This window comes from Thermoflexus hugenholtzii JAD2, assembly GCF_900187885.1.
In the GTDB taxonomy this organism is placed as follows: domain Bacteria; phylum Chloroflexota; class Anaerolineae; order Thermoflexales; family Thermoflexaceae; genus Thermoflexus; species Thermoflexus hugenholtzii.
The window spans coordinates 121,357-148,154 of sequence record NZ_FYEK01000044.1 but is presented as its reverse complement, the minus strand read 5'-3'; the positions used below and the strand labels follow the sequence as shown (position 1 = coordinate 148,154).

The window sequence follows — 26,798 nt, the reverse complement described above, 5'->3', positions numbered from 1 at the left end:
CGCAAAATGCGGGAACGCTTCCGCTCGGAACACCCATCAGGGGCTTCCGGGTTTCTGCATCCCACTTCCCTCGCATGGATCATTCTACCGCACCGGCGAACGGATGCCCCATCCGGTTCTGGCCAGGGCCGGCGGGGTCCCGGCCGCGCTATAATGAAAGCGGGGCCTCGGCCCGCGCTCCGCATCGGTGCGGACCTCCGGGCCCGCTGGATGTTCACCACCTTTCCAGAGGGGGAAGGCCATGAGCGGCCGCTATGCCTTCTTCAAAGGGCGCATCGTGCCCATCGAGGAGGCGGTGATCAGCGTGCGCACCCACGCCTTCAACTACGGCACCGGCGTCTTCGAAGGGATACGGGCCTACTGGAACGAGGAAGAGCAGCAGCTCTTCATCTTCCGGCCCCGTGAGCACTACGAGCGACTCCTCGCCTCCGCCCGCATGCTCCTGATGAGCTTCCCCTACACCCCCGACGACCTCACCCGCATCACCGTCGAGCTCCTGCAGAAAGAAGGCTACCGGGAGGACGTCTACATCCGCCCCATCGCCTACAAGGCGGACGAGGTCATCGGGGTCCGCCTGCACAACCTCAAGGAGGAGCTGACCATCTGGACCACCCCCTTCGGCCACTACATCGAGCGGGAGGCGGCCCACGTGATGGTCTCCTCCTGGCGGCGGATCAACGACAACGCCATCCCCGCCCGCTCCAAGATCACCGGGGCCTACGTGAACTCCGCCCTGGCCAAGAGCGAGGCCATGCTCAACGGCTTCGACGAGGCCATCGTGCTGACCGAGGACGGCCATGTGGCCGAGGGGAGCGCCGAGAACCTCTTCATCATCCGAAACGGCGTCCTGATCACCCCGCCGGTGACCGACGAGATCCTCGAGGGCATCACCCGGCGCACCCTCATCGAGCTGGCCCACAACGAGCTGGGGATCCCGACGGTGGAGCGCCACATCGACCGCACCGAGCTGTATTACGCCGACGAGATGTTCCTGTGCGGCACCGGCGTCCAGCTCGTCCCGGTGGTCTCGGTGGACCGGCGGCCGGTGGGCAACGGAGAGATCGGGCCGATCACCCGGCGCCTCCATGATCTCTACTTCGATGTGGTGCGGGGGAAGGTGCCGAAGTATCGGGGCTGGTGCGTCCCGGTCTATGTGCCGGAGCCGGTGGGGGCCGCCCGCGGATAGGCGCGGGCTCAGGCAACCAGGGCCGGAGGGGCCCCCGAGCGCCCTCCGGCCCTTGATTTTCCCTCAAGGAAAGGGCTGCTCCTCGGCGGGCCTTATGGCCGGGGATCCTCCAGGTAGCGCACCAGCAGCCGCACCCCGAATCCGGTCCCTCCCTTGGGTATGTAACCCCGGGCCTTCTCCGCCATATCCATCGGGGCGATGTCCAGATGGGCCCAGGGGACGCCCTCCGGAGCGAACTGCTTGAGGAACATGGCGGAGGTCCCCAGCCCACCGTAGCGGCCCCCGCTGTTCTTGACGTCGGCCACATCGCTTTTGATCCGCTCCAGGTAATCCTCCCACAGGGGCATGCGCCAGAGCCGCTCGCCGGTGGCCTCGGCGGCCCGCAGCAACGCCGCGGCCAGCTCCTCGTGGTCCGAGAACAGGGCGGCGGCCACATCCTGGCCCAGGGCGATGATGGCTGCCCCGGTCAGGGTGGCTACGTCGATCACCGCGCGGGGCGCGTAGCGGGCGGCGTAAGAGAGGGCATCCGCCAGGATCAGCCGTCCCTCGGCATCGGTGTTCACGATCTCGATGGTTTTGCCGTTGAGGGCCCGCAGGATATCCCCGGGCTTGTAGGATTTGCCGGAGGGCATGTTCTCGCAGGCGGGGGCGAGGGCCACCACCGGGACCGGCAGCCCCAGCGCGGCGGCGGCCAAGGTCGCCCCGAGCACCGCCGCCGCGCCGGCCATATCCCCCTTCATCGTGAGCATGCCTTCCTCGCTCTTGAGGTTGAGCCCGCCGCTGTCGAAGGTGATCCCCTTCCCGACCAGGACCACCGGCCGCTCCAGGCGGCCCTCCGGGGCGTATTCCAGGATGATGAAGCGGGGGGGCTCCTCGCTGCCGCGGGCCACCGCCGTGAGGGCGCCCATCCCCAGGGCGGTGATCTGGTGCTCATCCAGGACCTGGACCCGCACGCCGCCGACCTCGGCGGCCAGCCCGCGGACCTCCTCGGCCAGCCGGCGGGGCGTCAGATCCGAGCCCGGCTCGTTCACCCAGTCCCGCACCCGGTTCACATAGCGGGCGAGGGTCTCGGCGCGGCGGGCGCCCGCGGCGATGGCCGCCTCCTTGGCGGCGTCGAACTCCACCAGCAGAAGGGTCTCCGGCCCGGATCCTCCGGTGTTCTCCTTCTTCCGCTGGTAAGTGTAAAGGCCCAGCAGGGCCCCCTCCACGGTGGCCTGGGCGGCTTCCTCCGGGGAGAGCCCGCCCCGGCCCGCTCCGTGGACCACCGTCGCCAGGGTCCGCACCCGCAGGTCCCGGGCGCGCTGGGCCGCGGCGGCGGCCGCGTGGCGGATTTTTTCGGTGTTGAAGGAAGCCTCCGGGCCCAGCCCGACCAGGATCACCCGGGGCGCGGGGATGCGCCCGTCGGGGTAGAGGACCAGGGTCTCCCCCAGGCGGCCCCGGAAGTCCCCAGCGGCGAGCACCCGTGAGATCCGACCCTCCAGGGCGCGATCCACGGCCGCCGTGGCCCCGCCCGGCGCCGTCACGCCCTCAAACAAGTTCACCACGATCGCATCCGCCTCCACCTCCTGGATGGCCCCGATCCGAACTTCCACGCGCATGGGCATCCTCCTGTGCATGCCGTGTTCGGAGGGAATTATAGTGTGGGAAGAGAATGCCCTCACCATAATAGCGGGAAAGCCCTTGAGTCCCTCCTACTGGGAGTCGGCGGGGGCCAGGCGCGCCCGGAGGGCCCGGATCTGGGCGTCCACCGCGGCCCGGGCCGTCCCGCCGATGACAACCCGCCGCTCTACAGCGGCCTCGGGGTCCAGGGCGGCGAAGACGTCCGCTTCGAAAGCCGGATGATGCCGGCGCATCCGCTCCAGAGGGAGAGCGCTCAGGGCCTTCCCCTCCCGAAGGGCCTCCTGCACCAGCGCGCTCACCACCCGATGGGCTTCCCGGAAGGGGACGCCCTTGCGCACCAGGTAGTCGGCGAGCTCCGTGGCCAGCATAGCCTCCTCCAGGGCGGCGCGCATGCGTTCTGGGCGGGGCCGCATGGTCGCGATCAGGCCGGGCATCACGGCCAGCACCGCCCGCAGCGTGTCCACCGTATCGAAGACCGGCTCCTTGTCCTCCTGGAGGTCCTTGTTATAGCCGGAGGGCAAGCCCTTGAGCACCGTGAGGAAACCGGTGAGATGCCCGATGAGCCGCCCGGCCTTCGCCCGGGCCAGCTCCAGGGCGTCGGGGTTGCGCTTCTGGGGCATCAGGCTGGAGCCGGTGGTATAGGCGGGATCCAGCTCGATGAACCCGAACTCCGCGCTGGCGAACAGGATGAGGTCCTCGGCCAGGCGGCTGAGATGGATACCGATCATGGCGGCGATGAAGAGAAATTCGGCGACGAAGTCCCGATCGGAGACTGCGTCCAGGCTGTTGGGGGAGACCTGCTGAAAGCCCAGCTCCCGGGCCAGGGCCTCCCGGTCGATGGGGAAGGGCGTGCCGGCGAGGGCGCCGCTGCCCAGGGGGAGGGTGGCCAGGCGGGGGAAGGCCTCCTGCAGCCGCTCCCGGTCCCGCTCGAAGGCCCAGGCGTGGGCCAGACACCACTGGGCGTAGCGGATGGGCTGGGCCCGTTGCAGATGCGTGTAGCCCGGCATCAGGAGATCCGGGTGCGCCTCCGCCTGCCGGACCAGGGCCTCCTCCAGCGCGCGCAGCCCGCCCTCCAGCTCCGGCCATTCGTCCATCAGAAAGAGCCGGAGATCTGTCGCCACCTGGTCGTTCCGGCTGCGCCCGGTGTGGAGCTTGCCGGCGGCCGGGCCGATGAGCTCCGAGAGCCGCCGTTCGACCGCCGTGTGGATGTCCTCATCGGTGGGCCGGAAGAGGAAGAGGCCGGCGTCCAACTCCTCCCGAACCCGTTGCAAGCCCTCCTCGATGGCCTGCTGCTCCTCGGGGCTCAGGATCCCGGCCCGGGCCAGGGCCCGGGCCCAGGCGATGGAGCCCCGGATGTCCTGGGGATACAGGCGACGGTCGAACGGCAGCGAAGCGTTCAGCCGCTCGAAGGCCGGATCCAGCGGCGGGTTCTCCACGGTCCCCCACAGGCGCATTCCGACTCCTTTCCCAGGCGAGGGGTTCGGCTAATCCCGCTCCTCCGGGGTGCGGGGCTCCCCGCGCAGCCCGCGGCGGACCAGGCCGTGCACCTTCAGCGGGAGTCCGAACAGCCGGATGAAGCCGGCGGCGTCCTTGTGGTCGTAGGCCCCCACGGTATCGAAAGAGACGATGTCCTCCCGGTAGAGGCTGTAGGGCGAGCGCCGGCCCACCACCCACACGTTCCCTTTATACAGTTTGAGGCGGACCTCCCCGGTCACGTTCCGCATCACCACCTTCACGAAGGCGTCCATGGCCTCGCGCAGGGGGCTGAACCACCAGCCGTAGTAGACCAGCTCCGCGTAGCGCAGGGCCAGGGCCTGCTTGAAGTGCATGGTCTCGCGGTCCAGGCACAGGGTCTCCAGGGCCCGCAGGGCCTCCACCAGGATGGTGCCCCCCGGTGTCTCGTAAACGCCTCGGGACTTCATCCCCACCAGCCGGTTCTCCACCAGATCCACCCGTCCGACGCCGTGCTTGGCCCCCAGGGCGTTGAGGGCCTCCATCAAGGGCACCAGGCCCATCGGCTGGCCGTTGAGGGCCACCGGGACCCCTTGCTCGAAGGCCAAGGTGATGGTCTCGGGGGTCTCCGGGGCACAGGTCGGATCCGTGGTCCAGAGGAAGACATCCGCTTCAGGCTCCCAATCCGGGTCCTCCAGGGGACCGCCCTCGTGGGAGACGTGCCAGAGGTTCCGATCGCGGCTGTAGCGGCTGGTGCTCCACTCGATGGGCACCCCGTGGGCGCGGGCGTATTCATAGGCCTCGCGGCGGGAGGTGATGGACCACTCCCGCCATGGGGCGATCACCCGCAGATGGGGTGCCAGGGCTTGGTAGGCGAGCTCGAAGCGGACCTGGTCGTTGCCCTTGCCGGTGGCTCCATGGGCCACCGCGTCCGCTCCCTCCTCCAGGGCGATCTGGACCTGGTGTTTGGCGATCAGGGGGCGGGCCATCGCCGTCCCCAGGAGGTATTTGCCCTCATAGACGGCGCCGGCCTGCACCGTGGGCAGCACGTAGTCCCGCAGGAACTCCTCGCGCAGGTCGCGGAGGATCACCTTGGACGCCCCGCCGGCGTAGGCCCGCTCCTCCACCCCGCGCAGCTCCTCCTCCCCTTGGCCGATGTCGGCGCAGAAGGCGATCACCTCGCACCCATACGTCTCTCGCAGCCACGGGATGATGGTGGAGGTGTCCAGTCCGCCGGAATACGCCAGCACCACCTTGCGAACCATACGGACCTCCCTGGAATCAATATGGGGTTCCCAGATTCGGGTTTCCTCCGTGCGCCTTCCGCTCAGGCCTCGTCCTCCGGGAAGGCGTAGACCACCGCCACCTCATCGCAGCGCTCCCGCAGGGGGCAGCGCACGCAGTCCCGCCAGACTTTTTCGGGGAAACGTTCCCGCTCCGTCACCGCGAAGCCCAGGCGCTCGAAGAAGGGGACGGCCCGGGTGAGGGCGAACACGACCCGGGCCCCGGCCGCCCGGGCGCGCCGGACCAACGCCTGGACGATGGCGCCCCCTGCGCCGTTGCCTTGATAATCCTCGGCCACGGCCAGGGAGCGGATCTCCACTAGGGTCGGGCTCATCCAGACCAGGGAGCCGCATCCCACCATCCGGCCCTCCGCCTCCGCCACGACCCAATCCGACAGGGTGGCCGCGATCTCCTCCTCGGATCGTGGCAGCAACAATCCCCGCCGGGCGTAGGCGTCCACCAGGCCGAACAGGGCAGGGATGTCCTCGGGTCGGGCCGGTCGGATCCGCACCATCCGATGCCTCCCGTTCAGGCGTGGGAAGAGCGGGCGGGGAGGGCCGCCCGCATGGCGTCCTCCAGGATCCCCAGGGCCTCGTCGATGTGGGCCCGTTCGACGATCAGCGGGGGGACCAGGCGCACCACCGTGTCGCCGGCGGTGGTGATCAGTAAGCCCCGCTCCAGGGCGGCGGCGACCACGGCCCGGGCGTCTCCCTCGATCTCGATCCCCACCAGCAGGCCCCGGCCCCGGATCTCCTTCACGCCGGGGAGCGCCAGCGCCTGCAGGCGCGCCATCAGGTATTCCCCCACCTCCCGCACGTGGGCCAGGAAGGTGGGGTCGCACAGCCGCCGGAACACGTGGAGGGCCACCGCCGTCACCAGGGGTCCGCCGGCGAAGGTGCTGCCGTGGTCCCCGGGCTGGAGGGCCGCGGCCACCGCCTCCCGCATCAGGACAGCCCCGATGGGCAGCCCGTTGGCCAGGGGCTTGGCGACCGTCAGCAAATCCGGCTCCACTCCATATGCTTCGTAGGCCCACAAGGTCCCCGTGCGTCCCAGGCCGCACTGCACCTCGTCGAAGATGAGCAGCGCGCCGACCTCATCGCAGCGCGCCCGCAGGGCCCGGAGGAACGCCGGGGTGGCCACGTTCACCCCGCCCTCCCCCTGGATCGGCTCCACGATCACCGCGCATGTCTCCTCCGTGATGGCCGCTCGGGCGGCCTCCACGTCGTTGAAAGGGACGAAGGTCACCCCGGGGACCAGGGGGGCGAAGGGCTCGCGGTAAGCGGGCTTCTCGGTCACGGAGAGGGCGCCCATCGTGCGGCCGTGGAAGCTGTGGGTGAAGGCGACGAAGCCGGTCTTGTGGGGGCCGAAACGGAGCCGGGCGAACTTGCGGGCGAACTTCAGGGCCGCCTCGGCGGCCTCAGCGCCGGAGTTGCAGAAGAAGACGCGGTCGGCGAAGCTGTGGGCGACCAGGGCCTCCGCCAGGTGCAGGTGGGGCTCGGTGTGGTAGAGGTTGCTCAGGTGGACCAGCCGCCGGGCTTGCTCGGCGACCACCTGGGCCACCCCGGGATCCGCGTGGCCCAGGGCGCAGACAGCGATGCCGGCCACGAAGTCCAGGTAGCGCCGGCCGTTCGCGTCGTAAACATACATCCCCTCGCCGTGGGTGAAGAGCACGGGAGGGCGTCGGTAGGTGGGCGCCAACACCCGTTCCGCTAGGGCGATCAGGGCCTCCGCCTCCATCGCTATGCCTCCGCGAGGATCTCGGTGCCGCCGGCCTCTAGGCCGCTCAGGTTCGTGATGCGAACCCGTCGGACGCCGGCGGCGAGGGCTTCCAGGGCCGAGCGCACTTTGGGGATCATGCCGTCGCGGATGACGCCGGCGGCGATCAGCACCTCGGCCTCCCGGGCGCGGAGGGAAGGGCGAACCGCTCCCTCCGCCTGCACCCCCGGGACGTCGGTTAGGAAGACCAGCTCCTCGGCGGGGAGGGCCGCGGCGATGGCCGCCGCCATCTGGTCAGCGTTGACGTTGTAGAGCCCCCCGGGCCCCAGGCCGATGGGGGCGATCACCGGCAGCAGCCCCTCCGCCAGCCAGCGCCGGAGGCGTTCCGCGTCCACCGCCGATGGTTTCCCCACCCATCCCAGCTCCGGCAGGGGCTCCACCCGCACCAGGGCCAGGTCGGCCCCGCACAGGCCCAGGGCAGGGAGGCCAGCCTGGGCCAGGGCCGCCACCAGGGACTTGTTGGTCAGCCCCGCCAGGGTCATCACCGCCAGCTCCCGGGTCTCGTCGTCGGTCACCCGCAGCCCGCCGATGTAGCGCGGGGTGAGCCCCACCCGCTGCTGCCAGGCGCTCACCGCCTTCCCCCCGCCGTGGACCAGGAGGGGCAGCGGTCGCATCCGGCGCAGGGCGGCGATCAGGCCCTCCAGGAAAGAGGGCTGGTCCAGCTCGTGGCCCCCGATCTTGATCACCCGCATCGTCTCTCTCCTCCTCACCGCCGCGCGCTCACAGAAGGCCCGCTGTCTCCTCGATCCCGAACATCACGTTGAAGTTCTGGACCGCCTGCCCGGCGGCGCCCTTGATCAGGTTGTCGATGGAAGACGTCACGATGACCATGCCGGCCTCCGGCACGCCGGTCACCGAGAGCACGCAGAGGTTCGTCCCCACGCTGTGGCGGAGCGTCGCCAGCGTCCCGCGAGGCAGCACCTTCACGAAGGGCTCGCGCCCATACACCTCCGTCAGCAGCTCGTGGACCATCGCCTCGGTCCAGCCGGGGGCGAGGGGGACGTAGATCGTGGCCAGGATGCCCCGGGCCACCGGGAGCAGCTGGGGAGAGAACACCAGGGGGCCGAGGGTGCCGTGGATGGCCTGCAGCATCTGTTCCATCTCCGGCAGATGGCGGTGGGCGCGGCCGATGCTGTAGGGGCTCAGGTTCTCATCCACCTCCACAAAGTGGGTGGTGAGGGAGGGTTTGCGGCCGGCCCCGGAGACCCCGGATTTCGCGTCCACCACGATGGGGCCGGGCCCCACGGCCCCGGCCTGGGCCAGGGGGAGCAGGGCCAGGAGGGTGGCGGTGGGGTAGCAGCCGGGGTTGGCGATCAGCGTCGCCTCACGGATGGCCGCCCGGTTCCATTCCGTCAGGCCGTAGACCGCCTCAGGCAACAGCTCGGGGGCGGGATGCGCTTCCCGATACCATCGGGCATATGTCGCAGGGTCCTTCAGGCGGAAGTCGGCGGAGAGGTCGATGACGCGCACGCCGGCGTCGTGGGCCTGGCGGGCCACCGAAGCGGAGACCCCGTGGGGCAACGCCAGGAACACCGCGTCCACCTGATCCAGGGGGGCTTCCGCGAAGCCCACCACCGGGAAGTCCTCCGTAGTGGGGAAGAGCTGGGAGAGGACACTGCCGGCGCCGCTCTCCGAGGCGGCGAAGACGATCTCCACCGCCGGGTGTCGCCGCAGCAGGCGGAAGACCTCGAACCCGGCGTAGCCGGTCACCCCGTAGATCCCCACTCGCCACATTCTTGTTGCCTCCGCATCCAGAACTCCTGGGAAAACGAAAACCCCCCGGGCATCGAGCCCGGGGGGTTGAGTGTGATCTCTAAAGGGAGTTCATCAATGGCCAATCACCCACTTCCCCGCACCGGACCCGATACCCGGCAGGGTCTCCGGACGACGGATGCGTGGGAAGCGGATGAAAGCCAACGTCATACGGATCCTCATCCCAGGATTTGGCCCTAATCATAATCAGATCGTTGAGATCTGTCAAGATAGGGGCTCTGGCTTGACGCCCCTGCCCGGGCCCTATACAATCCCTTCGGCAAGGATGTGGGGGCAGTGGGGTGATGTGCGCTCCCCCCGATGGCGGCTTGTCCTGTCGGCCCGAGGGCCTCCTCTGCGGCATGGGAGGTCCCATCGGATCTAAATCTGAGGTCTGAGGATGTCGGAGGCTGAACCTCGAGGGCCGGAAGCTCTGAGCGCGGAGTCGATCGCGCTCTCCAGGGTCCAGGTGGGATCCCTGATCGCCAACACGGCCACGTGCCAGGAGGCGGCCATCTCCCACCTTGCGGCCAACCAGGTCCACGCCCAGCGCGCGGCCTTCGGAACAGCGCGGGGCGTGCGCATGGAATTTCGGGAAAGCGCGGTCGGGCTGGCCTCCTCCCAGGAGGCGGAGCTCCACAAGAGCTGGGCCGGCCTGGTGCTCGCCCGCAACCTCCGGATGCACGGCGGGCGGGCCGGGTTGATCCTCGCCCGCTCCGTGGAGGGAACGCCCGCCGGCCCGCAGGCCTCATGGATCGGCCTGCTCCTCGGCCTCCTCCTGGGCACGCTCCTGGGCTGGACCCTGAGCCGCCGGGTCCGTGTGATGAAACCCACGTCTCGGGGATGAGGACGGCCCCCAGGATCCGCAGGTTTTTCCAACCCTTTTTGAGGTGAGAGGCGATGGCCGAGCTGGTGCTGAACGCGAAACCTCGAAGCGTGATCGGGAAAGCCGTGAAAGCCCTCCGCCGCCAGGGATGGATCCCGGCGGTGCTTTACGGGCGTCACATCTCGCCCCTTCCCATCCAGGTCGAGGGCCGGGAGCTGCAACGGGTGCTCTCCCAGGCTCGGGGCGGCGCCCGGCTGATCACCCTCCAGGTGGACGGCGAGACCCACCTGGCGCTGATCCGTGAGGTGCAGCGCGAGCCTATCCGCCGGGAGATCCTCCACGTCGATTTCCAGGCCATCGAGATGACGGAGAAGATCCGGGTGGAGGTCCCGGTGATCTTCAAGGGCGCCTCCCCGGCGGTGGAGCGGGGCGAGGGCGTCCTGGTGCACGGCCTGACTCACGTGGAGATCGAATGTCTCCCCAAGGACCTCATCGAGGCCATCACTGTGGACCTGAGCGTCCTGGATCGGGTGGATGCGGCGATCTACGTGCGGGATCTTCAGGCGCCGCCCGGGGTCACCATCGTGAGCGATCCGGACGAGCTGATCGCGCTGGTGACCGCGCCCGCGGCGGAGGCCATTGAAGAAGCCCCGCTGCCTGCGGAAGCTCCCGAGGTCGAGGTCATCGGACGCGGGAAGAAGGTCGAGGAGGGAGAGGAAGAGGAGGAGTGACCGCTCCCCCGGCATCCCCCCGTCGATGGCGTGGCGGGCCCCTCCGAAGGCCCGCCACGCGTTTTCCCGGAGGCGTCGACGGTCCGCGAAGGGAGGCCCGAACGTGCGAATGCGGCGGTCGGGCTTCATCTTCACGCGGATTGAAATCAGCCTTTTAAGGCCCTGCGCGCCAAGCGTCGGCCTTCGCCGACGCGAGAATCGCTTTGGGTTGGCGCAGGCCGACCGTGGGCCGAAGGCTTTTGTGCCGATTGAAATCGGCCTCCTAAGGCGCTTGCGCGCCGGGCGTCGGCCTTCGCCGACGCAAGAATCGCTTTCGGTTGGCGCAGGCCGACCGCCGGCCGAAGGCCTCCCCAGGCCGAATTCATTCGGCACGCAGGCCGACCATCGGCCGAAGGCCTCCTGAAGCCGAATTCATTCGGCGCGCCCGGCGTAGAGGGTCCGATACACCGCGAGATGCTCCACGACCCGCTCGAGATACCGGCGGGTCTCCTCCAGGGTGATCCGCTCGTAGAACAGGTCGGGATCCCCCCGCGCCGTCGCCCACCAGCGCGCTGCGTTCCCCGGCCCCCCGTTGTAAGCGGCCAGGGCCACCCACAGGTTCCCCCCGAAGCGATCCCGCTGCCGGGCCAGATAATAGGCCCCGAAGGCGATGCTCACAGCCGGACGATGCAACCAGGACTCCTGGTATGGCTGACCCAGGGCCTCAGCGATCTCCCGAGCTGTCGGCGGAATGATCTGCATCAGCCCGCGGGCTCGGGCCGAGGAGACCGCATGGGGATCGAACAGGCTCTCCTGGCGCATCACTGCATACAGCAGGAGCGGCGGCAGACGATGCCGCCGGGCCTCCTCCAGGACCTGATCCAGATAAGGCACCGGATAGGCGAGCCGGGCCAGGAAAGGCGGCGCCTCCCGGGGATCCACCCGGAGGCGGGCGAGCAGCCGGGCGGCCGCCTGGACGGCTAGGGCGTCTGCCCCCTGCTCCCGGAAGGCCAGGGCCAGGGCATACAGCGCGAGGGGATCCCCCTCCACGCGTTGCCGCAAGACGGTCCAGAGTCCTCGCGCCTCCTCCACCCAGCCCACCCGCCAGGCCTCCGCACCGGCCTGCCAGAGGGGATCCTCCCACAGCGCGGACGGCGAGAGCGGATGGGTGCCGGTGATCCCCAGACGGGCCCGCAGCCATTCCTCGGCCTCCGCCCGGCCCGCCTCCGGATCCAGGAGGTCCAGGGTTTCGGGCAGGTCGGTGAGATCCTCGCCCTGCAGGAGCATGCGGGCTCGCTCCCCGAGGAAGCGCCCGGAGGCCTGGGCGACGACGGCCTGCCACTCCGCCTCCGCCCGCACGCGATCCCCGCGGGCCAGGGCCACCTTCCCCAGCCAGAAGCGAGCGGCCAGGGCCTCCGGCGCCTCTGGATGCTGGCTTCGCAACGCCTCCCATGCCGCGGCCGCCGCGTCGAGATCCCCCCGGCCGTAGGCCAGCACCCCCTGCCGGTGCCGGGCCTCCGGCGCGCGCGGATCCGCCGGGAAGCGCTCGGCGAGGAGACGATAGAACTCCTCCGCCGCTTCCTCCGCTCCGTTCCGCTCCAGGAGGCGGGCGGCCTCGTAGAGCAGACGAGGAGTGAAGGGATGGGTCGGGAAGCGGGCGAGGAACTGTCGCCAGAGGGCCACGGCGGCCTCCACCGCCCCGCTTCGGAGCCACAGCCGCCCCTTCTCCAGCCATCCCTCCGCCCAGCGGGAGGCCTCCGGATGATCGCGGATCAGGGCGTCGAGATGAGCGTGGGCGGCCTTCAGGTTCCCCAGATCCCGATAACAGCGGGCGGCCTCGTAGTGGATGTCCCCGTGGTCCGGGTGGGCGGCGATCCAGCGCTCAAAGGCCTGGACGGCCGGGAGGCACTGCCCGGCGGCGGCGTCGATGCGGCCTCGCAGGTCATCCGGCACCGGGATCCCCGCCTCCACCAGGCGGACCAGGGCGTTGTAGGCGGCGAGGGTATCCGGGGCCTCCCGGATCAGCTGCTGGAGCCGGGCGTAGCCCTCTGCGGTCTGGCCGGCGGCGAGAAGGACCTGGGCCGCCCGCCATTCGATATATGCGCGGTAAGCGCGGTTCCGGGCGAAAGCCAGGATGGCCTCATACTGCTCGAGGGCGGCCGGGTAAGCCTGGAGGGCCTCCAGGGTCTCCGCCAGCCGCTCCCGGATGGCGGCCTCCTGACTGGGGTTCCGGGCTGCAGGGAGAGCGGCCCGCAGCTCCGCCGCAGCGGCCTCCAGCCGACCCGCCTCCTGCAGGGCGAGGGCGCGGCGCATCCGGAGCTCCGCCGTCAGGGGAGAGCCCAGGGCGAGGGCGTGGCGATACGCCTCGGCGGCTCCGGCTGGATCCCCGGCCGCCCGCTGGGCGTCCCCCCGGAGCGTCCAGACCCCGCGGGCCCACTCGGGGGGCAGCTCCTCCATAGGGGCCTGGGCGAGGACTCGGGCGGCCTCCGCCGGCTGCTCGGCGGCCAGCAAGGCCCGTCCCCATCCGACCCACGCCTCGCCGGCAGCCTCCGGAGGCAAAGCGCCCTGCAACGCCGCCGCATAGGCGGCGGCAGCCTCCTCAAACGCTCCCACCCGCATGGCCCTGCGTCCTCGATCCAGCCACTCCCCGGGAAGGGGCGTGGGGGTCGATGTCGGCGAGGGGGTGGGCGACGGGGTCGCCGGGACGGTGGGGGAAGGAAGCGGTGTCCGCGTCCGGGAGGGAAGGGCGGACGGCCGCGGCCATCTCGCGAAGAAAGCCGCCAGCCCGAACAACACCACGCCCATCACCGCCCAGCGCCACCATCCTCGGAAGGATCCCTGCCAGTGCATCCAACGCCCCTTTCCCTGTGGAGTGCTCTTAGACGCAGCGTCTCTCTCCCACCGCAGCCATCCGGGTTGGAATTTAGTTTATCCGATCCCAACCCAAACCCCAATCCCCCTGGGTCGGGCAGGACTTCACCGTCTCCGGTCTGGTTTATAATCAAGTCAGATCATCACGGCGGATTGGCGAAGCGATCGATGGAGTCTTCCGGGAAGGAAGTCGAGATCCGATTCGCGTGGCGCTCGGTTCAGGGCCCTCAGGTGGTCGCCCGGTTCCGGGCAGCCGTAGAGGGGGAGGATCCGGCGATGCGGCGGGTTCTGTGTCGCCTGATGACTCTGCTGGAGGTGCAGACCCCCCCGGGCGTAGAGGATCCCTTGCTCCGTCCAGAGGGTCTTCGCACGCTGGAAGGGAAGCGGGTGAAGGTCCCCGAGGAGGCCCTCCACGGCCTCACCCTCCCTCTCAAACGGGAGACCCTGACCGGGGGCCTGCGGATCCCCTATTTCTTCGATTGAGGAAGGTGGTCTTGCAAGCGCAGAACACCGGCTCAGGAGGTCAGAATGCCTGCGAAGAAGCCCACGCGTAAGACGACGCGGAAGGCGGCGCCGAAGAAGACGGCCCGTAAAACGACCCGGAAGGCGCCCGCGCGCGCAGTCTCCCCACGCCGCCGGGGGGGCCCGGCGGCGGAGGCCCCGGCCCAGCCCTTCAAGATCACCTACGCCACCCTCGCCGTCCCCAGCGAGGAGCTCCACATTCGTTATGAAGTTGCCCTGGGGAAGGTCCGAGAGAGCCTGGGCGGGACCGTCCCCATGGTCATCGGCGGGCAGCCCCGCTACGCTGAGCGCACCTTTGAGGATCGCTCCCCGATCAACACCGACTGGCTGCTGGGGATCTTCCAGCGGGGGACCCCTGAGGACGTGGCGGACGCGGTGGCGGCGGCGAAGGCGGCCTTCCCGGCCTGGAGCCGCACCCCCTGGACGGAGCGGGTGAAGATCCTGCGCCGGGCAGCGGACCTCATCAGCGAGCGGGCCTTCGAGCTGGCGGCGCTGATGAGCCTGGAGGTGGGCAAGAACCGCCTGGAAGCCCTGGGGGACGTGGAGGAGACCGCGGATCTCATCCGCTACTACTGCGACCAGATGGAGGCCCACGACGGCTACGTCGTGCCCATGAAGCAGGAATCCCCCAAGCACCACAACCGCAGCGTCCTGAAGCCCTACGGGGTGTGGGCGGTGATCTCCCCCTTCAACTTCCCCCTGGCCCTGGCCGGCGGCCCCGCTGGGGCGGCCCTGCTGGCCGGCAACACGGTGGTGTTCAAGCCGGCGTCGGACACCCCCTACGTGGGCTACAGGCTCTATGAGATCTTCCGCGACGCGGGGGTGCCCGAGGGGGCTTTCAACTACATCACGGGGAGCGGGAGCGAGGTCGGCGACCCCCTGGTCCTGCACCCGGATGTGGCCGGGATCACCTTCACCGGCAGCTATGAGGTGGGGATGTCCATCTATCGCAAGGTGGCGGCCTCGACCCGGTATCCTAAGCCCATCATCCTGGAGATGGGGGGCAAGAACCCGGTGATCATCAGCCGCCACGCGGATTTAGACCGGGCGGCCCTGGGCTGCATGCGCTCGGCCTTCGGCCTTCAGGGCCAGAAGTGCTCGGCGGCCTCGCGGATCTACGTGGAGCGCCCGGTGCGGGACGCCTTCCTGGAGAAGTTCCTGGACCTCACCAGCAAGATCCGCATCGGCGATCCCACCCAGCGGGACGTGTTCCTGGGTCCGGTGATCAACCGGACCGCCTATGAGAAGTTCCAGCGCTACGTGGAGATCCTCCGCCGCGACGGCGTGGTCCTCTTCGGGGGCAACGTCCTGACCGATGGGGAGTTCGCCAAAGGCTACTTCGTGGAGCCCACGGTGGTCGACGGCCTCCCGCCGGATCATCCGCTGCTCCGGGAGGAGATGTTCCTCCCCATCACCTGCATCGTGACCGTGGATTCCCTGGAGGAGGCCATGCGCTACGCCAACGCGGTGGACTACGGTCTGACCGCCGGCTTCTACAGCAACGACCCGGAGGAGATCCAGTGGTTCTTCGATCACATCGAGGCCGGCGTGACCTATGTCAACCGGGCGGCGGGGGCGACCACCGGCGCCTGGCCCGGCTACCAGCCCTTCGGGGGCTGGAAGGCCAGCGGCTCCACCGGCCGGGGCGCCGGCGGGCCCTATTACCTGATCCAGTATCTGCGGGAGCAGAGTCAGACGGTGATCGATTGACCGGCCCCGGCGGCCGGAACTTCCCGGAGGGACGCGGCCGGCGATGCTGAGCGGCGTGATCTTCGAGAGCAACGGGTATCGGCTGCTCGGGCGCTTCTACCGGGCGGATGGGGAGGGACCTCACCCTACGCTGGTGATGGCCCACGGCATCGCCGGCGTGGAGCTCAACCTGGACCTAGCCGACGCCCTCCGGGATGCGGGGTGGAACATCCTGGTCTTCCACTATCGGGGATGCTGGGGAAGCGAAGGCCCCTACCGCCTCACCACCCTGGTGGAGGATGTCCGGGCCGCCGTCGATTGGGCCCTGGCCCAGCCGGCGGTGGACCCCCATCGTCTGGTCCTGCTGGGATACAGCATCGGGGGCTGGGCCGCGGTGCTCGCCGCGGCCCAGGACCCCCGCCCCTTCGCGCTGATCACGCTCTCTACGGTGAGCGACCTGCGGGCCTGGACGCCGGATGAGGCGATGCTCGCCGACTGGGTCCGCTTCATGCAGGGGATGACGGTGGAGCGCCTGCGGGAGGACCTGCGGGCCTGCGCCGAAGGGCTTCAGCCGGTGGAGGTGGTCGATCGGCTCTCCCCGCGGCCGCTCCTCATCGTCCACGGGACCGCGGACCCGGTGGTGCATCACCGCCACAGCCTGGCCCTTCATCACCGGGCCGGGCTGAACACCGACCTGGCCCTCATCGATGGAGGAGATCACCGCTACACCGGCCGGCGCCGGGTGATGATCCAGCGTATCCAGCGATGGCTCGAACAGATCCGCTCGACCTGATCATCCAGATCAACTTCGTCATCGTCGCCGCGCTGCTCATCGCCGCCTTCTCCCTGCTGGTCTACCTGCTCGCTTATTACTTCCAGAGCCGGAGCGCCCGGGGGGCGGCGTGGCTGCTGGCCTCGGTCTCTATCGTCTACCTGGGCGATCTGGTCCTCTTCTTCGTGGCCGATCCCCGGTCCGCGGAGCCGTGGCTCCGGCTGCAATGGCTGGGCATCGCTATCGCCCCGGCGGCCTATGCGCATCTGACCGACGCCTTGCTGGAGCGGACCGGCTCCTTCTCCCCGTGGCGCCGCTGGGCGGTCCGAGGGGCCTACGCCCTGGCCTTCCTCTGGTTTCTGCTCGCCCTGTCGAGCGATCTCCTGGTTCACGACGGGACGGCGGATGGCCGGGCCTTCCATCTGTGGGCGGGCCCCCTCTTTCCCCTCTTTTTGATCTACTTCATCGGAGGGGTGGGCTGGGGGATCGTGAACGCCTGGCGGGTCCGGCAACGGACGCTGATCTCCACCCATCGGCGGCGGATGACCTACCTGGCCCTCACGATGATCGCCCCCGCTGTCGGGGTCTTCCCCTATCTGCTTCTGGCCGGGCGGACCCTCCCGGCTTACCCCCTGGTCTTCTGGGGGATGGTGGGGATCAGCAACCTGTTCATCGGGACGATGCTGTTCGGTATGGTCTACGCCGTCGCCTATGTGGATGTGCTGGTGCCGGATCGGGTGGTCAAGCAGCGCTGGATCACCTACCTGCTGCGCGGGCCGGTCCTGGCCACCCTGGTGGCCCTGGTGATGTTCGGGGTCAGCCGGCTGAGCCACGCCCTGGGGCTGCCCCTGGCGCTTCTCCTCCCCTTGGCGGCGGTGGGGACCATCGTGAGCTATGAGCTGTTGAGCGACGGGATCCGCCCCCTTTTCGAGTGGCTGTTCCTGCGGCGGGACGTCTCGGAGCTGGCGCGGATGCGCCGGCTGAGCGAGGCGATGATCACCGCCCGGGATCTGCGACAGTTCCTGGAGGGGATCCTGGCCCTGATCTGCGAGACCCTCCGCTCGCCCACCGGGTTCGTGGTGCGTCGCACCCCGGAGGGGATCGAGCCGGTGGCCGCCTTCGGCGACATCGCGCATGCCTCCATCGAGGCCACTCTGGCGGAGGTGGAGCCCTCCTCGAACGGGCCGGTGCGGACGGACGGCTTCTGGGTGTGGCCCCTGCGGAGCCGGGCGGAAGGGATCCTCCTGGGGGCCATCGCCGTGGCCGCTCCGCCCAGCGAGGTCTCCCCGGAGGTCCTCCACGAGGTCCTCCCCGTCTGGATCGCCCGGGCCGCCGCCGCCCTGGAGGACCGGCTGATCCAGGAGCGGGCGCTGCAGGCCCTGGAACAGGTGGCCGAGGAGGCCCGCCGCCTGCGATGGGCGGAGGGGGAGCCTTCTGCCCGCTCTCTCATCGAACATCCAGAGTTCATCACCTGGGTCCGGGACGCCCTGGCGCACTACTGGGGTGGTCCCCGGCTGCTCCAGAGCCCCCTGTTGCAGCTGCGGGTGGTGCAGCAGGCGATGGAGGCCCACGACGGCAACCCCATCCGCGCCCTGCGGGCCGTGCTGGCCGAGGCCATCGAGCGGCTCCGCCCGGATGGCGAGCGGAAATTGACAGCGCCGGAGTGGCTGCTCTACAACCTGCTGGAGCTGCGGTTCCTTCAAGGTCGCAAGGTCCGCGAGATCGCCCAGCGCCTGGCCCTGAGCGAGTCGGACCTCTACCGCAAGCAGCGGGCGGCCATCGAGGCGGTGGCCATGGTCCTGGCGGAGATGGAACGCCGGGCTGCCCGCTCGACGGAGGAAGAGCCCTCCCTGCCCCCGCGCGCGCCGCATCCGGCCCGGGGCGGAGGCCGGGAGATCCCACCGGAGGAGGATGGAGCGCCCCGATGATACGGATTGGATTGGACGCTCGGTTGCTGGCGTATCGACGGGAAGGCATCGCCCGTTACATCCTGGAGCTGGCCGCCCGACTCCCCCAAGTCATCCACGACCCCGACGTCCGCCTGGTGATCTTCCAGAGCCGTAAGGACCCCAACACCTGGGCCGCTGGGCCTCAGGTGCGGGTCGCCCATGCCTGGACCCCTCCGCATCATCGCTGGGAGCAGCGCGTGTGGCCGCTGGAGGTGGGCCTGCGGCGGGTGGCCCTGCTCCACAGCCCGGACTTCATCCCCCCGTTCTCCGGGCCTTTCCGGAAGGTCATCACCATCCACGACCTACATTTCCTGAAGTATCCGGACTTCATGACCGCGGAGAGCCGACGCTATTACGCCGGACAGATCGAGCGGGCGGCGGCCGTGGCCGATCACATCATCGCCGTCTCTCAGACCACCCGGGCGGATCTCATCGCTCACCTGGGGGTTCCGGAGGACCGGATCACGGTGATCTACGAGGGGGCCAGCGCCGTGTGCCGCCCGCTCCCCCCGGAACAGGTGCGGGAGACTCTGGGGCGTCTGGGCCTGGAGCCGGGATATATACTGTTCGTGGGGGCGTGGGAGCCCCGGAAGAACATCCCGATGCTGTTGCGGGCGTATGCCCGGCTGCGGGAGCGCCGCCCGAATGCCCCGCCCCTGGTGCTGGCCGGCCGGCGGGGCTGGCTGTATCAGGAGATCCTGGAATGGCCCCACCGCCTGCACATCGCCGATCATCTGCGCTGGATCGAGGGGCCGGACGATCAAACCCTGGCGGTCCTCTATAACGGGGCGGCCTTCCTGGCCTTCCCCTCGCTGTATGAAGGCTTCGGCCTGCCGGCCCTGGAGGCTATGGCCTGCGGCACCCCGGTGGTGGTCAGCGACCGGGGGGCGCTGCCCGAGGTGGTGGGGGAGGCGGGGATGGTCCTGCCCGCCGAAGATGAAGCGCGCTGGGCCGAAGCCATGGAGGCGCTCTTAGAGGACGCGGCGCAGCGGGAGCGGATGCGCCGCCAGGGGCTGGAGCGGTCCGCCGCCTTCTCCTGGGACCGCGCCGCCGCCGAGACCTGGGCGGTTTACCGCCGCGTCCTCGGCCGTTAAGCATCATCCGGGAGGAGCGGCTTCAGCCGCGACTCCCTTTTGCTCAGGATCGAGGGCACCGCGTGATCCTGTTCCTGGCCCCCGAGCTCCCGGATCCCCCCAACAAGGGAGGTTCCATCCGGGCCTTCCACGTGTTGCGTCGGCTGGCCCGGCTGGGACCGGTGGTCGTGCTCGCCCTCTCGGAGCGACCCGGGCCGCCGCCGCCCTCCTGGCAGGCCCTGGCCCACGAGATCCGGCTGTTCCCCTGGCGCCCGCGTCCCCTCTCGGTCCGGCTGCGCCAGCTGCTGACCTCCTCGCGGCCCGATCTCGCCTTTCGTTATCGGACCCGCGCCTTGGTGGAAGGGTTGGAGGAGCTCCTGGCCCGGGGCCCGGTCGACCTCATCCTCATCGAGGGGCTGGAGATGGCCTGGGCGGTGGAGGAGATGCTCGCGCGCCCGCCGGGATCCCGCCCCTTCCTCCTCCTGGACGAGCTGAACGCCGAATACCGGCTGCAGGAACGGTTGTTCCGAGCGGATCAGCGGGATCCGCGGCGGTGGATCGGGGCGCTCTATTCGGGGATCCAGGCCCGGCGGCTCCGCCGCTATGAGGCCTGGGTGGTGCGCGGCGTGGACGCGGTGATCGCGGTCTCGGAGCCCGACGCCCGGGATCTCCATGCCCTGGGGATGGCCCGCATGCCGGTAGTGGCGCCCAATGGGGTGGACACCGCGTTCTTCCGGCCCGAGGCCGTCCCGCCGGCTCCGCTCCCGGAGCCGGCCTTCGTGTTCACCGGGTCGATGGACTACCGGCCGAACATCGACGCGGCCCTCTGGCTGGCCCGGGCCGTCTGGCCTCGGGTGCGAGCGGTCCTCCCCGCGGCGCGCCTGTTCCTGGTCGGCCGGCGCCCGGCTCCGGCGGTGCGCGCCCTGGGGGAGATCCCGGGCGTGGAGGTGGTCGGGGAAGTGCCCGATGTGCGGCCGTATCTGGCCGCCGCGACGGTCTATGTGGCGCCCCTGCGGGCCGGCGGGGGGACCCGCCTCAAGGTCTTGGAGGCCATGGCGATGGGGAGGGCCATCGTCAGCACCCCGATGGGGTGCGAGGGGCTAACGGTGCGGGATCAGGAGCACGTGTGGCTGGCCGACGGGGAGGCGTTCGCCGAGGCGATGATCGCCTTAGCCACGGATGAAGCCCGTCGCCGGCAGCTGGGGGAGGCGGCGCGCCGCCTGGCCGTCGCCCGTTACGACTGGGAACAGACCCTGGCGCCCCTTGAGGCCCTCGTCCGCCCCCTTCTTCAGCAGTAGGACAACGGCTCCCCCTCTCCCCGTCCAGCCAGCCATAGCCGACGCACCGGAAGCGGGCGAGGCAAAGAAACCCGGCCCCCAGGCCTGTTACCCCACCTGGAGAACTCCGCCCCCGGCTGCGGGAATGCGCCGACCGGGCCGCCTGCCCTGCCACCTTCCCCGGAACGCCCAGTCCGGTTATCGGCAATTCGGCATGCGACAACGCGGGGGAAGGGGAGGGCGCAGCCAGCCGGCTATCATCATGATAGAGCGCGCCGCACGGGATGCCTCGATGAAGGGCTTCACCCACTTCATCTCCGCCCTTGCCGCGGCCACGTTTTTCCCCGAGGTGGTGCAGGCGGCGGCCCGGGGGGCGATCTGGCCCGCCCTGGCCGGCATCGCCGCGCTGCTCCCGGACGCCCTGGATTTCCGCCTCGCCCGGTGGTTGGAGCAACCGGATCTCTCCGTGGATTTTGAGGAGGATCCCCCGGATCCGGCGGTCATCGCGGAGGGGATCGTGGCGGCGGTGGCGATGGCCCGACGGGAGGGGCGGGCGGTCCGCCTGATGCTGCACACCCTGCGCTTGGGGCCGGACGCCTGGCGGCGCTACCGGGTGCGGTTCGACCTCGAGGGCGGGGCGGTGGAGGTCGAGGTGGGCCCGGTGGTGAACACCGGCGGGCGGCCGATTCGGGGGGGCGAGGAAGCGGGAGGGCGGGCCCGCCGTCCCCTTCCGAGCCCTGTGCGATATGGCTACGATCCGGAGATCACGGTGGACATCTTCTCGGGCCCCTCGCTGGCTTTCTGTCCGGAGGGGGAGGCGGTGCGGGTGGAGTTCCTCCCCTGGCATCGGGCGTGGAGCCACTCGCTGGTGCTGGCGGCTGCCCTGGGGACGGGCGTGGGGATGTGGTGGGGGTGGTGGCCGGGGGTGATGGTGGGGCTGGGGTATGCGTTGCACATCCTGGAGGACCAGCTGGGGTGGATGGGGAGCAACCTGTTCTGGCCCTTCACCCGTCGTCGGATCCCGGGGCTGCGCTGGATGCGGAGTGTGGATCCGTGGCCCAACTTCAGCGTGGTCTGGCTGAGCCTGATCCTGATGCTGTGGAACCTGGATCGCTTCGCGGGGGCGCCGCATCTGCCGGCGGGTTTCCCGTTGCTGGGGTTGCTGATGCCGCTGCTCATATGGGCTGTCCGTCGTCATCCCGCCCTTCGCCTCCCGGAGGCCCCTGAGGAGGAAGGGGAACCCGAACCCTAAACCCTCCCCGAATCGCTCGTGTGGTATCGTAGAGGTGGGTCCGGCCGCTTTCCCCTGGTGCGCTTCCGGGCTGGGGAGCACAACTTATAGGGGATTCCGGTGCGGCGCGTCTTTCGATCCTCGCCCTCTGTCCTCAGGGTGATCCTCCTCGCGCTGCTGCCTGCCTTGATCCGGCTTGCAGCGGATCTTTCCCGGCTGTGGCGGACGCCGTGGGTCTGGTCGCCGGCCGTCCTGCCCGCCCGGGTGGAGGAGGTTCTCTCCATGGACATCGCGCGCCTCCTGGTGGGATTGGCGTTGCTGCGCGCGGCCTGGAGAGGATCCCCCCGCATCCCGGGGGATGCGGCGTGGGCGCTGAGTGGGGTTTGCTTCCTGAGCGCTCTGGACCTTCTGTGGGAGCCGCTCATCCGGCGGTGGATGGATCCATACATCCTTGCGCTCTCATCGTACCCGGACGTTCCGGGGATGGTGGAGTTGCTCCTCTCGATGATCGGTTTTGTGCTTGGGCTGCTCACTTCCTCCCCGGTGGGGGCGGAGAGGGGAGGGAGGTGGTGGCTCTCGTGGGCGCTGGCGTTGCTTCCGGCCCTCCTTTGGATGGTGGGGATTGGGGTGGGGACGAGGGTAGAGCGGATCCTCTTCCCTCCTGATGGGAGGGGAGAGATGCTTCGGGCCATCGCACGGATCGTAGGCGCTTATTTGCTGATCGCAGGGGTGGATGCGGGGGTGGACGCTGTGCAGGCCGTGGTGGTGCTGATGGGGAGGCGGATCGAAGAGGCGGCCTACCGGAATCCCTATGCGGTGGGTGTGGAGATAGGATGGTGGGGGGCGCTGGCGTTGCTGAGCGTAGCGGGGGCGCTGAGCGCAGGCGGGGTGGGGGCATGGAATCTGGGGCTGATGCGGCAGGCGGAGGTGGGGCGTATCCTGGCGGTGGGGACAGGGAGCGTGGGGCTGGCCTGGCTGGGGATGACCCTGGCCCTGATCGGGTCGGAACGCGCCTATCCGGAGGCTTACGAAGCCAACCCGGGTGCGCTGTTCTTCTGGCTGGCAAACCTGCCGCTTGCGGTGGGGCTTGCCATCCTGGCCGTATATTTGATGCGATCTGTCTTCTCTTCCCGCGGATCCGGCTGGCTGATCGCCGCGGGCCTCTTCCTGATGCTGGGAACAGGATGGATGATGCTGGGCCTCACCTTGAGGGATGGGGTGGTGGGATCATGCGTCTGGATGGCTGGTGCAGGCTTTCCATCCCTGATCGTCCTGGGCCTTGGGCTTTACGCCCGCCGGGCGCGTCCTCGAGCGAACCGGATGTCGGATCGCTGAAGCGCAGAAGGGCCCTCACTCCTTCTAATCCTAAAGTTGGTTCGATTGAGGCGACATCCCGCCGCCGCGCAAAGCGGCGCCGACACGTCGGCTTCACGTCCGCGTCAGGCGCGCGCGCAACCGCTCGATCGCATCCGGGTTCCGCTCCAGGTAGTCGGCCAGCATCATCCAAGAGGTCCCGCAGATGTCGCGGATCCGGCCATCCCGCAGGGCCGCCCGGATATCCGCAGGCTCCGGCCGCACGCCCCACGACCGAAGCTGGGAGACACAGAAGGCGAGGCTCAGATCTTCCAGCGCCTGGATGATCTCGTCCATCTCATCCTCCGATCAGCTTCCGCGCCTCCTCCCGCAGGGCCTCCAGGATCGCCGGGCCGCCCCGCCCCAGGCGGCGCGCGAAAGGCCGCCGCGGGATCCAGCCCGCGCGTTCGATCCAGTATACCCATCAGCGCCCGGGTTTCAGTCCCACACGGGTTCGATTGAGGCCATCCCCCTCGGCCCGGGCGGCGCCGGCCCCCGGGGCCAGGGCCAGCGCCGCCGCCAGGATCAGGATCCAGGTCTTCCGCATCCCACGCCTCCCCTCGCTTCTCGCTTATGGGGTGAAGGTGAGGGTCTTCTCCATCGGATAGGCCTTCAGATCCACCTGGTCGGGGAAGAAGTCCTTCTTCCCGAAGGCCCGGCCCAGCTCGGAGCGGGTGGTCCCCTGCACCCCCAGGACCTCCCACAGCCCCGAGCCGTCCGCCTCCACCACATGCATCCGCCGGGGCATGCCCTTCCCGTCCGCCCGGAACCAGCGGTGGACCCCGGCGTGGTAGAGCACAGGGGTCACCCGCCGCAGCACCGTCCCCCCCTCCAGGCGGACCGGCCAGATCCCATCGATGCGGCCGTCGAACACGTCCTCCATCTTGCCCTCCCACTGCACCCCGTAGGCCGCGCCGGGGTAGTCCCGGTAGAGGTAGACCAGCACTGGGTAATCGGGGTCGCCGGTGGAGAGGGCGGTGTAGGGGGTGAGGATCTCGTCGATCTTCCGCCCCGCCCGGTCGTAGAAGAGATAATCCTTCCAGGCCAGGTAGATGCCGATGGTCTTCCGGGTGATCTCCGGCCCCGGATCCCAATACCAGGGGACCTCGACCTTCTTGTCAATCTTGGGCGGCACGTCGGCCCGGGTGTAGGTGGCAAACAGGGCGTCTGCCAGGTCGCGCCACAGGCCCTGGTAGACGCAGGGGGGGCTCGATGCGGTAGATGGGCTTGAGCAGCCGGACGGGCTTGCTGGTCTTCGGGTCCTGGAAGGGCTGGATCTCCACCAGCTGCCACAGCTGCGGGTCCTCAGGGCAGAGGGGGGCGGGGGTGGCGGTGGGCTGGGAAGCGACCGCCGTGGCCGTGGCGAAGACCGCCGTGGCCGTGGGCGGGGGGAGAGTCGGGGCGGGGCGGACCGGCGGGGGCGCCATGAGGCAGGCGGCCAGGATGATCGGGGCGATGGCGCCCACCGCCAGGGTGGTCCCTAGCATCCCCACGGCGGCCGGGCGCATGATCCGGCGGCCATAGCGCTCGTAGGTGAGGTATTCCCAGATGGCTCGCAACATGTCCTCCTCCTTTCGTTAGGATGTCGAATGGGCCGGTTTCAATCCCATGCTGGTTCGATTGAGGCTGTTTCCGAGCGGCGCCCTCTACCTGGCAACCCCCTGGTTTCAATCTCACGCTGGTTCGATTGAGGCACATTATACGCGATCCACGACAGCGTGGTGGGCTTTGGTTTCAATCCCACGCTGGTTCGATTGAGGCCCACTCTGAGGCAGAACGGGGAGATCATTGTGATCATGTTTCAATCCCACGCTGGTTCGATTGAGGCGCCTCCTCGCGGCCACTCTGGTTCCCCCCGAGATGACGTTTCAATCCCACGCTGGTTCGATTGAGGCTGGCTCCGGTTCTGGGCGGGGGTCCGGGATGGGCTGGTTTCAATCCCACGCTGGTTCGATTGAGGCTCACCGTGTATCTGGTTATTCCGTCGACTGGTTGAAAGTTTCAATCCCACGCTGGTTCGATTGAGGCGAGGATGGGGATCACTGCACGCTGGAAGGCATTTGGGGTTTCAATCCCACGCTGGTTCGATTGAGGCCTCCTTCTCGTAGCGGCGGTAGATCACGGGGGGGACGGTTTCAATCCCACGCTGGTTCGATTGAGGCAGGCCCGGCTGGCCCTGGCCACAGGCGGCCTGCTTCTGGGGTTTCAATCCCACGCTGGTTCGATTGAGGCCCCACCATGGCCGCGGCGGCCTCGGCGGCCGCGTCGGGTTTCAATCCCACGCTGGTTCGATTGAGGCCCCGTCCCGGCGGGCCTCGTCGTAGGCGGCGGGGATCGTTTCAATCCCACGCTGGTTCGATTGAGGCGCGCGGGCGCGATCTAAGGTGGGGTTAATCCAGAAGCGGTTTCAATCCCACGCTGGTTCGATTGAGGCGCGTATCCGCCCGCAGCGGCTTCGGGAGGAGATCGAGTTTCAATCCCACGCTGGTTCGATTGAGGCCAGGTAGTCCGCCAGGGCCGTCCCGCGGCGGGCGAGTTTCAATCCCACGCTGGTTCGATTGAGGCCCAGCGCCTTCCCGCAGCCGCGCCAGGCCCTCCTCCGGTTTCAATCCCACGCTGGTTCGATTGAGGCTCCAGCGGACCATGCTGCTGGCCCGGGCGGCCCACGGTTTCAATCCCACGCTGGTTCGATTGAGGCCAGGGATAAGCCATGACGACCACTCCTCTGGTGATTCGTTTCAATCCCACGCTGGTTCGATTGAGGCCCGAATACCTGATCCGCGCCGCCCGGGGCGGGGCGCGGTTTCAATCCCACGCTGGTTCGATTGAGGCCCACGGCGGAAAACCTGTTGAAGGTCGCCATGGCGGAGTTTCAATCCCACGCTGGTTCGATTGAGGCAGTAGCCCTCAGCAATCTTCTTCTCAAGATGAAGTTGTTTCAATCCCACGCTGGTTCGATTGAGGCAATTCTACGACCGAAAACTTGTTGAAGGCCGCCATGGGTTTCAATCCCACGCTGGTTCGATTGAGGCCACCTCCTCCTTCAACAGGTCCATTGCCTTGACATAGGTTTCAATCCCACGCTGGTTCGATTGAGGCCTGGGGCTGGTCAGCAAACACGGGAGGATCGTTAAGGGTTTCAATCCCACGCTGGTTCGATTGAGGCATCGCGCCCGGTAACGCACGCCTGGCGGCGCAGAGAAGTTTCAATCCCACGCTGGTTCGATTGAGGCTCAAGATGAATTTTGATGGCCCCCCCCAACGCTTTGGCCGTTTCAATCCCACGCTGGTTCGATTGAGGCAGATCCTCGTGCCCTTTCGCGATCCCTGTGTCCAATAGTTTCAATCCCACGCTGGTTCGATTGAGGCGCGCTCAGTTCTGGAAGCGGATTATGAACAGCGTGTAGTTTCAATCCCACGCTGGTTCGATTGAGGCTGATCCGCTTCCATATGTT

The 26,798-nt window shown here is 68.9% G+C and carries 23 protein-coding genes and 1 CRISPR repeat array (1 of these 24 running past the window's edge); of the genes, 11 read left to right on the top strand and 12 right to left on the bottom strand.

From position 1 onward, the window contains the following. Positions 1-241: 241 nt before the first annotated feature. Positions 242-1,186, top strand: coding sequence for a branched-chain amino acid transaminase (locus CFB18_RS10990; RefSeq protein ID WP_088571848.1), 945 nt, complete (start codon positions 242-244; stop codon positions 1,184-1,186). Positions 1,187-1,278: 92 nt separating this feature from the next. Here CFB18_RS10990 and CFB18_RS10985 read toward each other — a convergent pair whose 3' ends face one another. The 7 genes from CFB18_RS10985 to argC form a co-directional block, all read right to left on the bottom strand. After that, positions 1,279-2,784: a leucyl aminopeptidase gene (locus CFB18_RS10985; protein ID WP_159461715.1), complete on the bottom strand. Its 1,506-nt coding sequence runs from the start codon at positions 2,782-2,784 to the stop codon at positions 1,279-1,281. A gap of 93 nt (positions 2,785-2,877) precedes the next feature. Beyond that, positions 2,878-4,260 carry an argininosuccinate lyase gene (gene argH, locus CFB18_RS10980; RefSeq protein WP_088571846.1) on the bottom strand — a complete coding sequence of 461 codons (1,383 nt, stop codon included), beginning with the start codon at positions 4,258-4,260 and terminating at the stop codon, positions 2,878-2,880. Between the two features lie 30 nt (positions 4,261-4,290). Further along, on the bottom strand, positions 4,291-5,544 hold the full coding sequence (locus CFB18_RS10975; RefSeq protein WP_088571845.1) for an argininosuccinate synthase: 1,254 nt from the start codon (positions 5,542-5,544) through the stop codon (positions 4,291-4,293). Between the two features lie 41 nt (positions 5,545-5,585). Next, a complete protein-coding gene (locus tag CFB18_RS10970) occupies positions 5,586-6,056 on the bottom strand; it encodes an N-acetyltransferase (RefSeq protein ID WP_088571844.1) in 471 nt (156 codons plus the stop codon). 14 nt (positions 6,057-6,070) lie between these two features. After that, entirely contained in the window at positions 6,071-7,279 is a 1,209-nt protein-coding gene (locus CFB18_RS10965) for an aspartate aminotransferase family protein (RefSeq protein WP_088571843.1), read from the bottom strand. 2 nt (positions 7,280-7,281) lie between these two features. Continuing rightward, positions 7,282-8,010: an acetylglutamate kinase gene (gene argB / locus CFB18_RS10960; protein ID WP_088571842.1), complete on the bottom strand. Its 729-nt coding sequence runs from the start codon at positions 8,008-8,010 to the stop codon at positions 7,282-7,284. A gap of 28 nt (positions 8,011-8,038) precedes the next feature. Continuing rightward, the gene (gene argC, locus CFB18_RS10955) at positions 8,039-9,052 is read right to left on the bottom strand and encodes an N-acetyl-gamma-glutamyl-phosphate reductase (RefSeq protein ID WP_088571841.1); all 1,014 of its coding nucleotides are present in this window, start codon (positions 9,050-9,052) and stop codon (positions 8,039-8,041) included. A 418-nt stretch (positions 9,053-9,470) separates the two neighbouring features. On the opposite strand from argC, the gene CFB18_RS10950 reads away from it, so the two are divergent. Both CFB18_RS10950 and CFB18_RS10945 read left to right on the top strand, forming a co-directional pair. Further along, on the top strand, positions 9,471-9,917 hold the full coding sequence (locus CFB18_RS10950) for a hypothetical protein (RefSeq protein ID WP_088571840.1): 447 nt from the start codon (positions 9,471-9,473) through the stop codon (positions 9,915-9,917). 53 nt (positions 9,918-9,970) lie between these two features. After that, a complete protein-coding gene (locus CFB18_RS10945) occupies positions 9,971-10,627 on the top strand; it encodes a 50S ribosomal protein L25 (RefSeq protein ID WP_088571839.1) in 657 nt (218 codons plus the stop codon). Between the two features lie 411 nt (positions 10,628-11,038). On the opposite strand, the gene CFB18_RS10940 is transcribed toward CFB18_RS10945, so the two are convergent. Further along, entirely contained in the window at positions 11,039-13,456 is a 2,418-nt protein-coding gene (locus CFB18_RS10940; protein WP_088571838.1) for a transglycosylase SLT domain-containing protein, read from the bottom strand. Between the two features lie 297 nt (positions 13,457-13,753). On the opposite strand from CFB18_RS10940, the gene CFB18_RS10935 reads away from it, so the two are divergent. The 8 genes from CFB18_RS10935 (at position 13,754) to CFB18_RS10900 (ending at position 23,325) form a co-directional block, all read left to right on the top strand. Next, positions 13,754-13,960, top strand: coding sequence for a hypothetical protein (locus CFB18_RS10935; protein WP_143597590.1), 207 nt, complete (start codon positions 13,754-13,756; stop codon positions 13,958-13,960). Between the two features lie 45 nt (positions 13,961-14,005). Beyond that, positions 14,006-15,709 (top strand): aldehyde dehydrogenase family protein, encoded by a 1,704-nt coding sequence (locus CFB18_RS10930; protein ID WP_088571836.1) that lies wholly within the window; start codon positions 14,006-14,008, stop codon positions 15,707-15,709. Positions 15,710-15,752: 43 nt separating this feature from the next. Beyond that, a complete protein-coding gene (locus tag CFB18_RS10925) occupies positions 15,753-16,481 on the top strand; it encodes an alpha/beta hydrolase (RefSeq protein WP_088571835.1) in 729 nt (242 codons plus the stop codon). Beyond that, positions 16,454-18,388, top strand: coding sequence for a histidine kinase N-terminal 7TM domain-containing protein (locus CFB18_RS10920; RefSeq protein ID WP_088571834.1), 1,935 nt, complete (start codon positions 16,454-16,456; stop codon positions 18,386-18,388). Before CFB18_RS10925 ends, CFB18_RS10920 begins: the two co-directional genes overlap by 28 nt. After that, positions 18,385-19,503 carry a glycosyltransferase family 4 protein gene (locus CFB18_RS10915; protein WP_143597589.1) on the top strand — a complete coding sequence of 373 codons (1,119 nt, stop codon included), beginning with the start codon at positions 18,385-18,387 and terminating at the stop codon, positions 19,501-19,503. Before CFB18_RS10920 ends, CFB18_RS10915 begins: the two co-directional genes overlap by 4 nt. Positions 19,504-19,565: 62 nt before the next feature. Beyond that, on the top strand, positions 19,566-20,780 hold the full coding sequence (locus CFB18_RS10910; protein WP_088571832.1) for a glycosyltransferase: 1,215 nt from the start codon (positions 19,566-19,568) through the stop codon (positions 20,778-20,780). A gap of 271 nt (positions 20,781-21,051) precedes the next feature. After that, positions 21,052-22,011 (top strand): metal-dependent hydrolase, encoded by a 960-nt coding sequence (locus tag CFB18_RS10905; protein WP_159461714.1) that lies wholly within the window; start codon positions 21,052-21,054, stop codon positions 22,009-22,011. A gap of 99 nt (positions 22,012-22,110) precedes the next feature. After that, entirely contained in the window at positions 22,111-23,325 is a 1,215-nt protein-coding gene (locus tag CFB18_RS10900; RefSeq protein WP_088571830.1) for a hypothetical protein, read from the top strand. Positions 23,326-23,418: 93 nt separating this feature from the next. Here the strand turns inward: CFB18_RS10900 and CFB18_RS10895 are convergent, their stop codons facing one another. The 4 genes from CFB18_RS10895 to CFB18_RS10885 form a co-directional block, all read right to left on the bottom strand. Next, on the bottom strand, positions 23,419-23,640 hold the full coding sequence (locus CFB18_RS10895) for a hypothetical protein (protein WP_088571829.1): 222 nt from the start codon (positions 23,638-23,640) through the stop codon (positions 23,419-23,421). 127 nt (positions 23,641-23,767) lie between these two features. Continuing rightward, positions 23,768-23,890 carry a hypothetical protein gene (locus tag CFB18_RS16300; protein WP_268808075.1) on the bottom strand — a complete coding sequence of 41 codons (123 nt, stop codon included), beginning with the start codon at positions 23,888-23,890 and terminating at the stop codon, positions 23,768-23,770. Positions 23,891-23,914: 24 nt separating this feature from the next. Next, positions 23,915-24,478: a hypothetical protein gene (locus tag CFB18_RS10890; RefSeq protein ID WP_088571828.1), complete on the bottom strand. Its 564-nt coding sequence runs from the start codon at positions 24,476-24,478 to the stop codon at positions 23,915-23,917. Further along, positions 24,462-24,905, bottom strand: a complete 444-nt coding sequence (locus CFB18_RS10885; RefSeq protein WP_088571827.1) for a hypothetical protein — start codon at positions 24,903-24,905, stop codon at positions 24,462-24,464. Before CFB18_RS10885 ends, CFB18_RS10890 begins: the two co-directional genes overlap by 17 nt. Before the next feature lie 35 nt (positions 24,906-24,940). Next, positions 24,941-26,798: a CRISPR direct-repeat array (repeat unit 30 nt; unit sequence GTTTCAATCCCACGCTGGTTCGATTGAGGC); it runs 3,788 nt beyond the window's last position.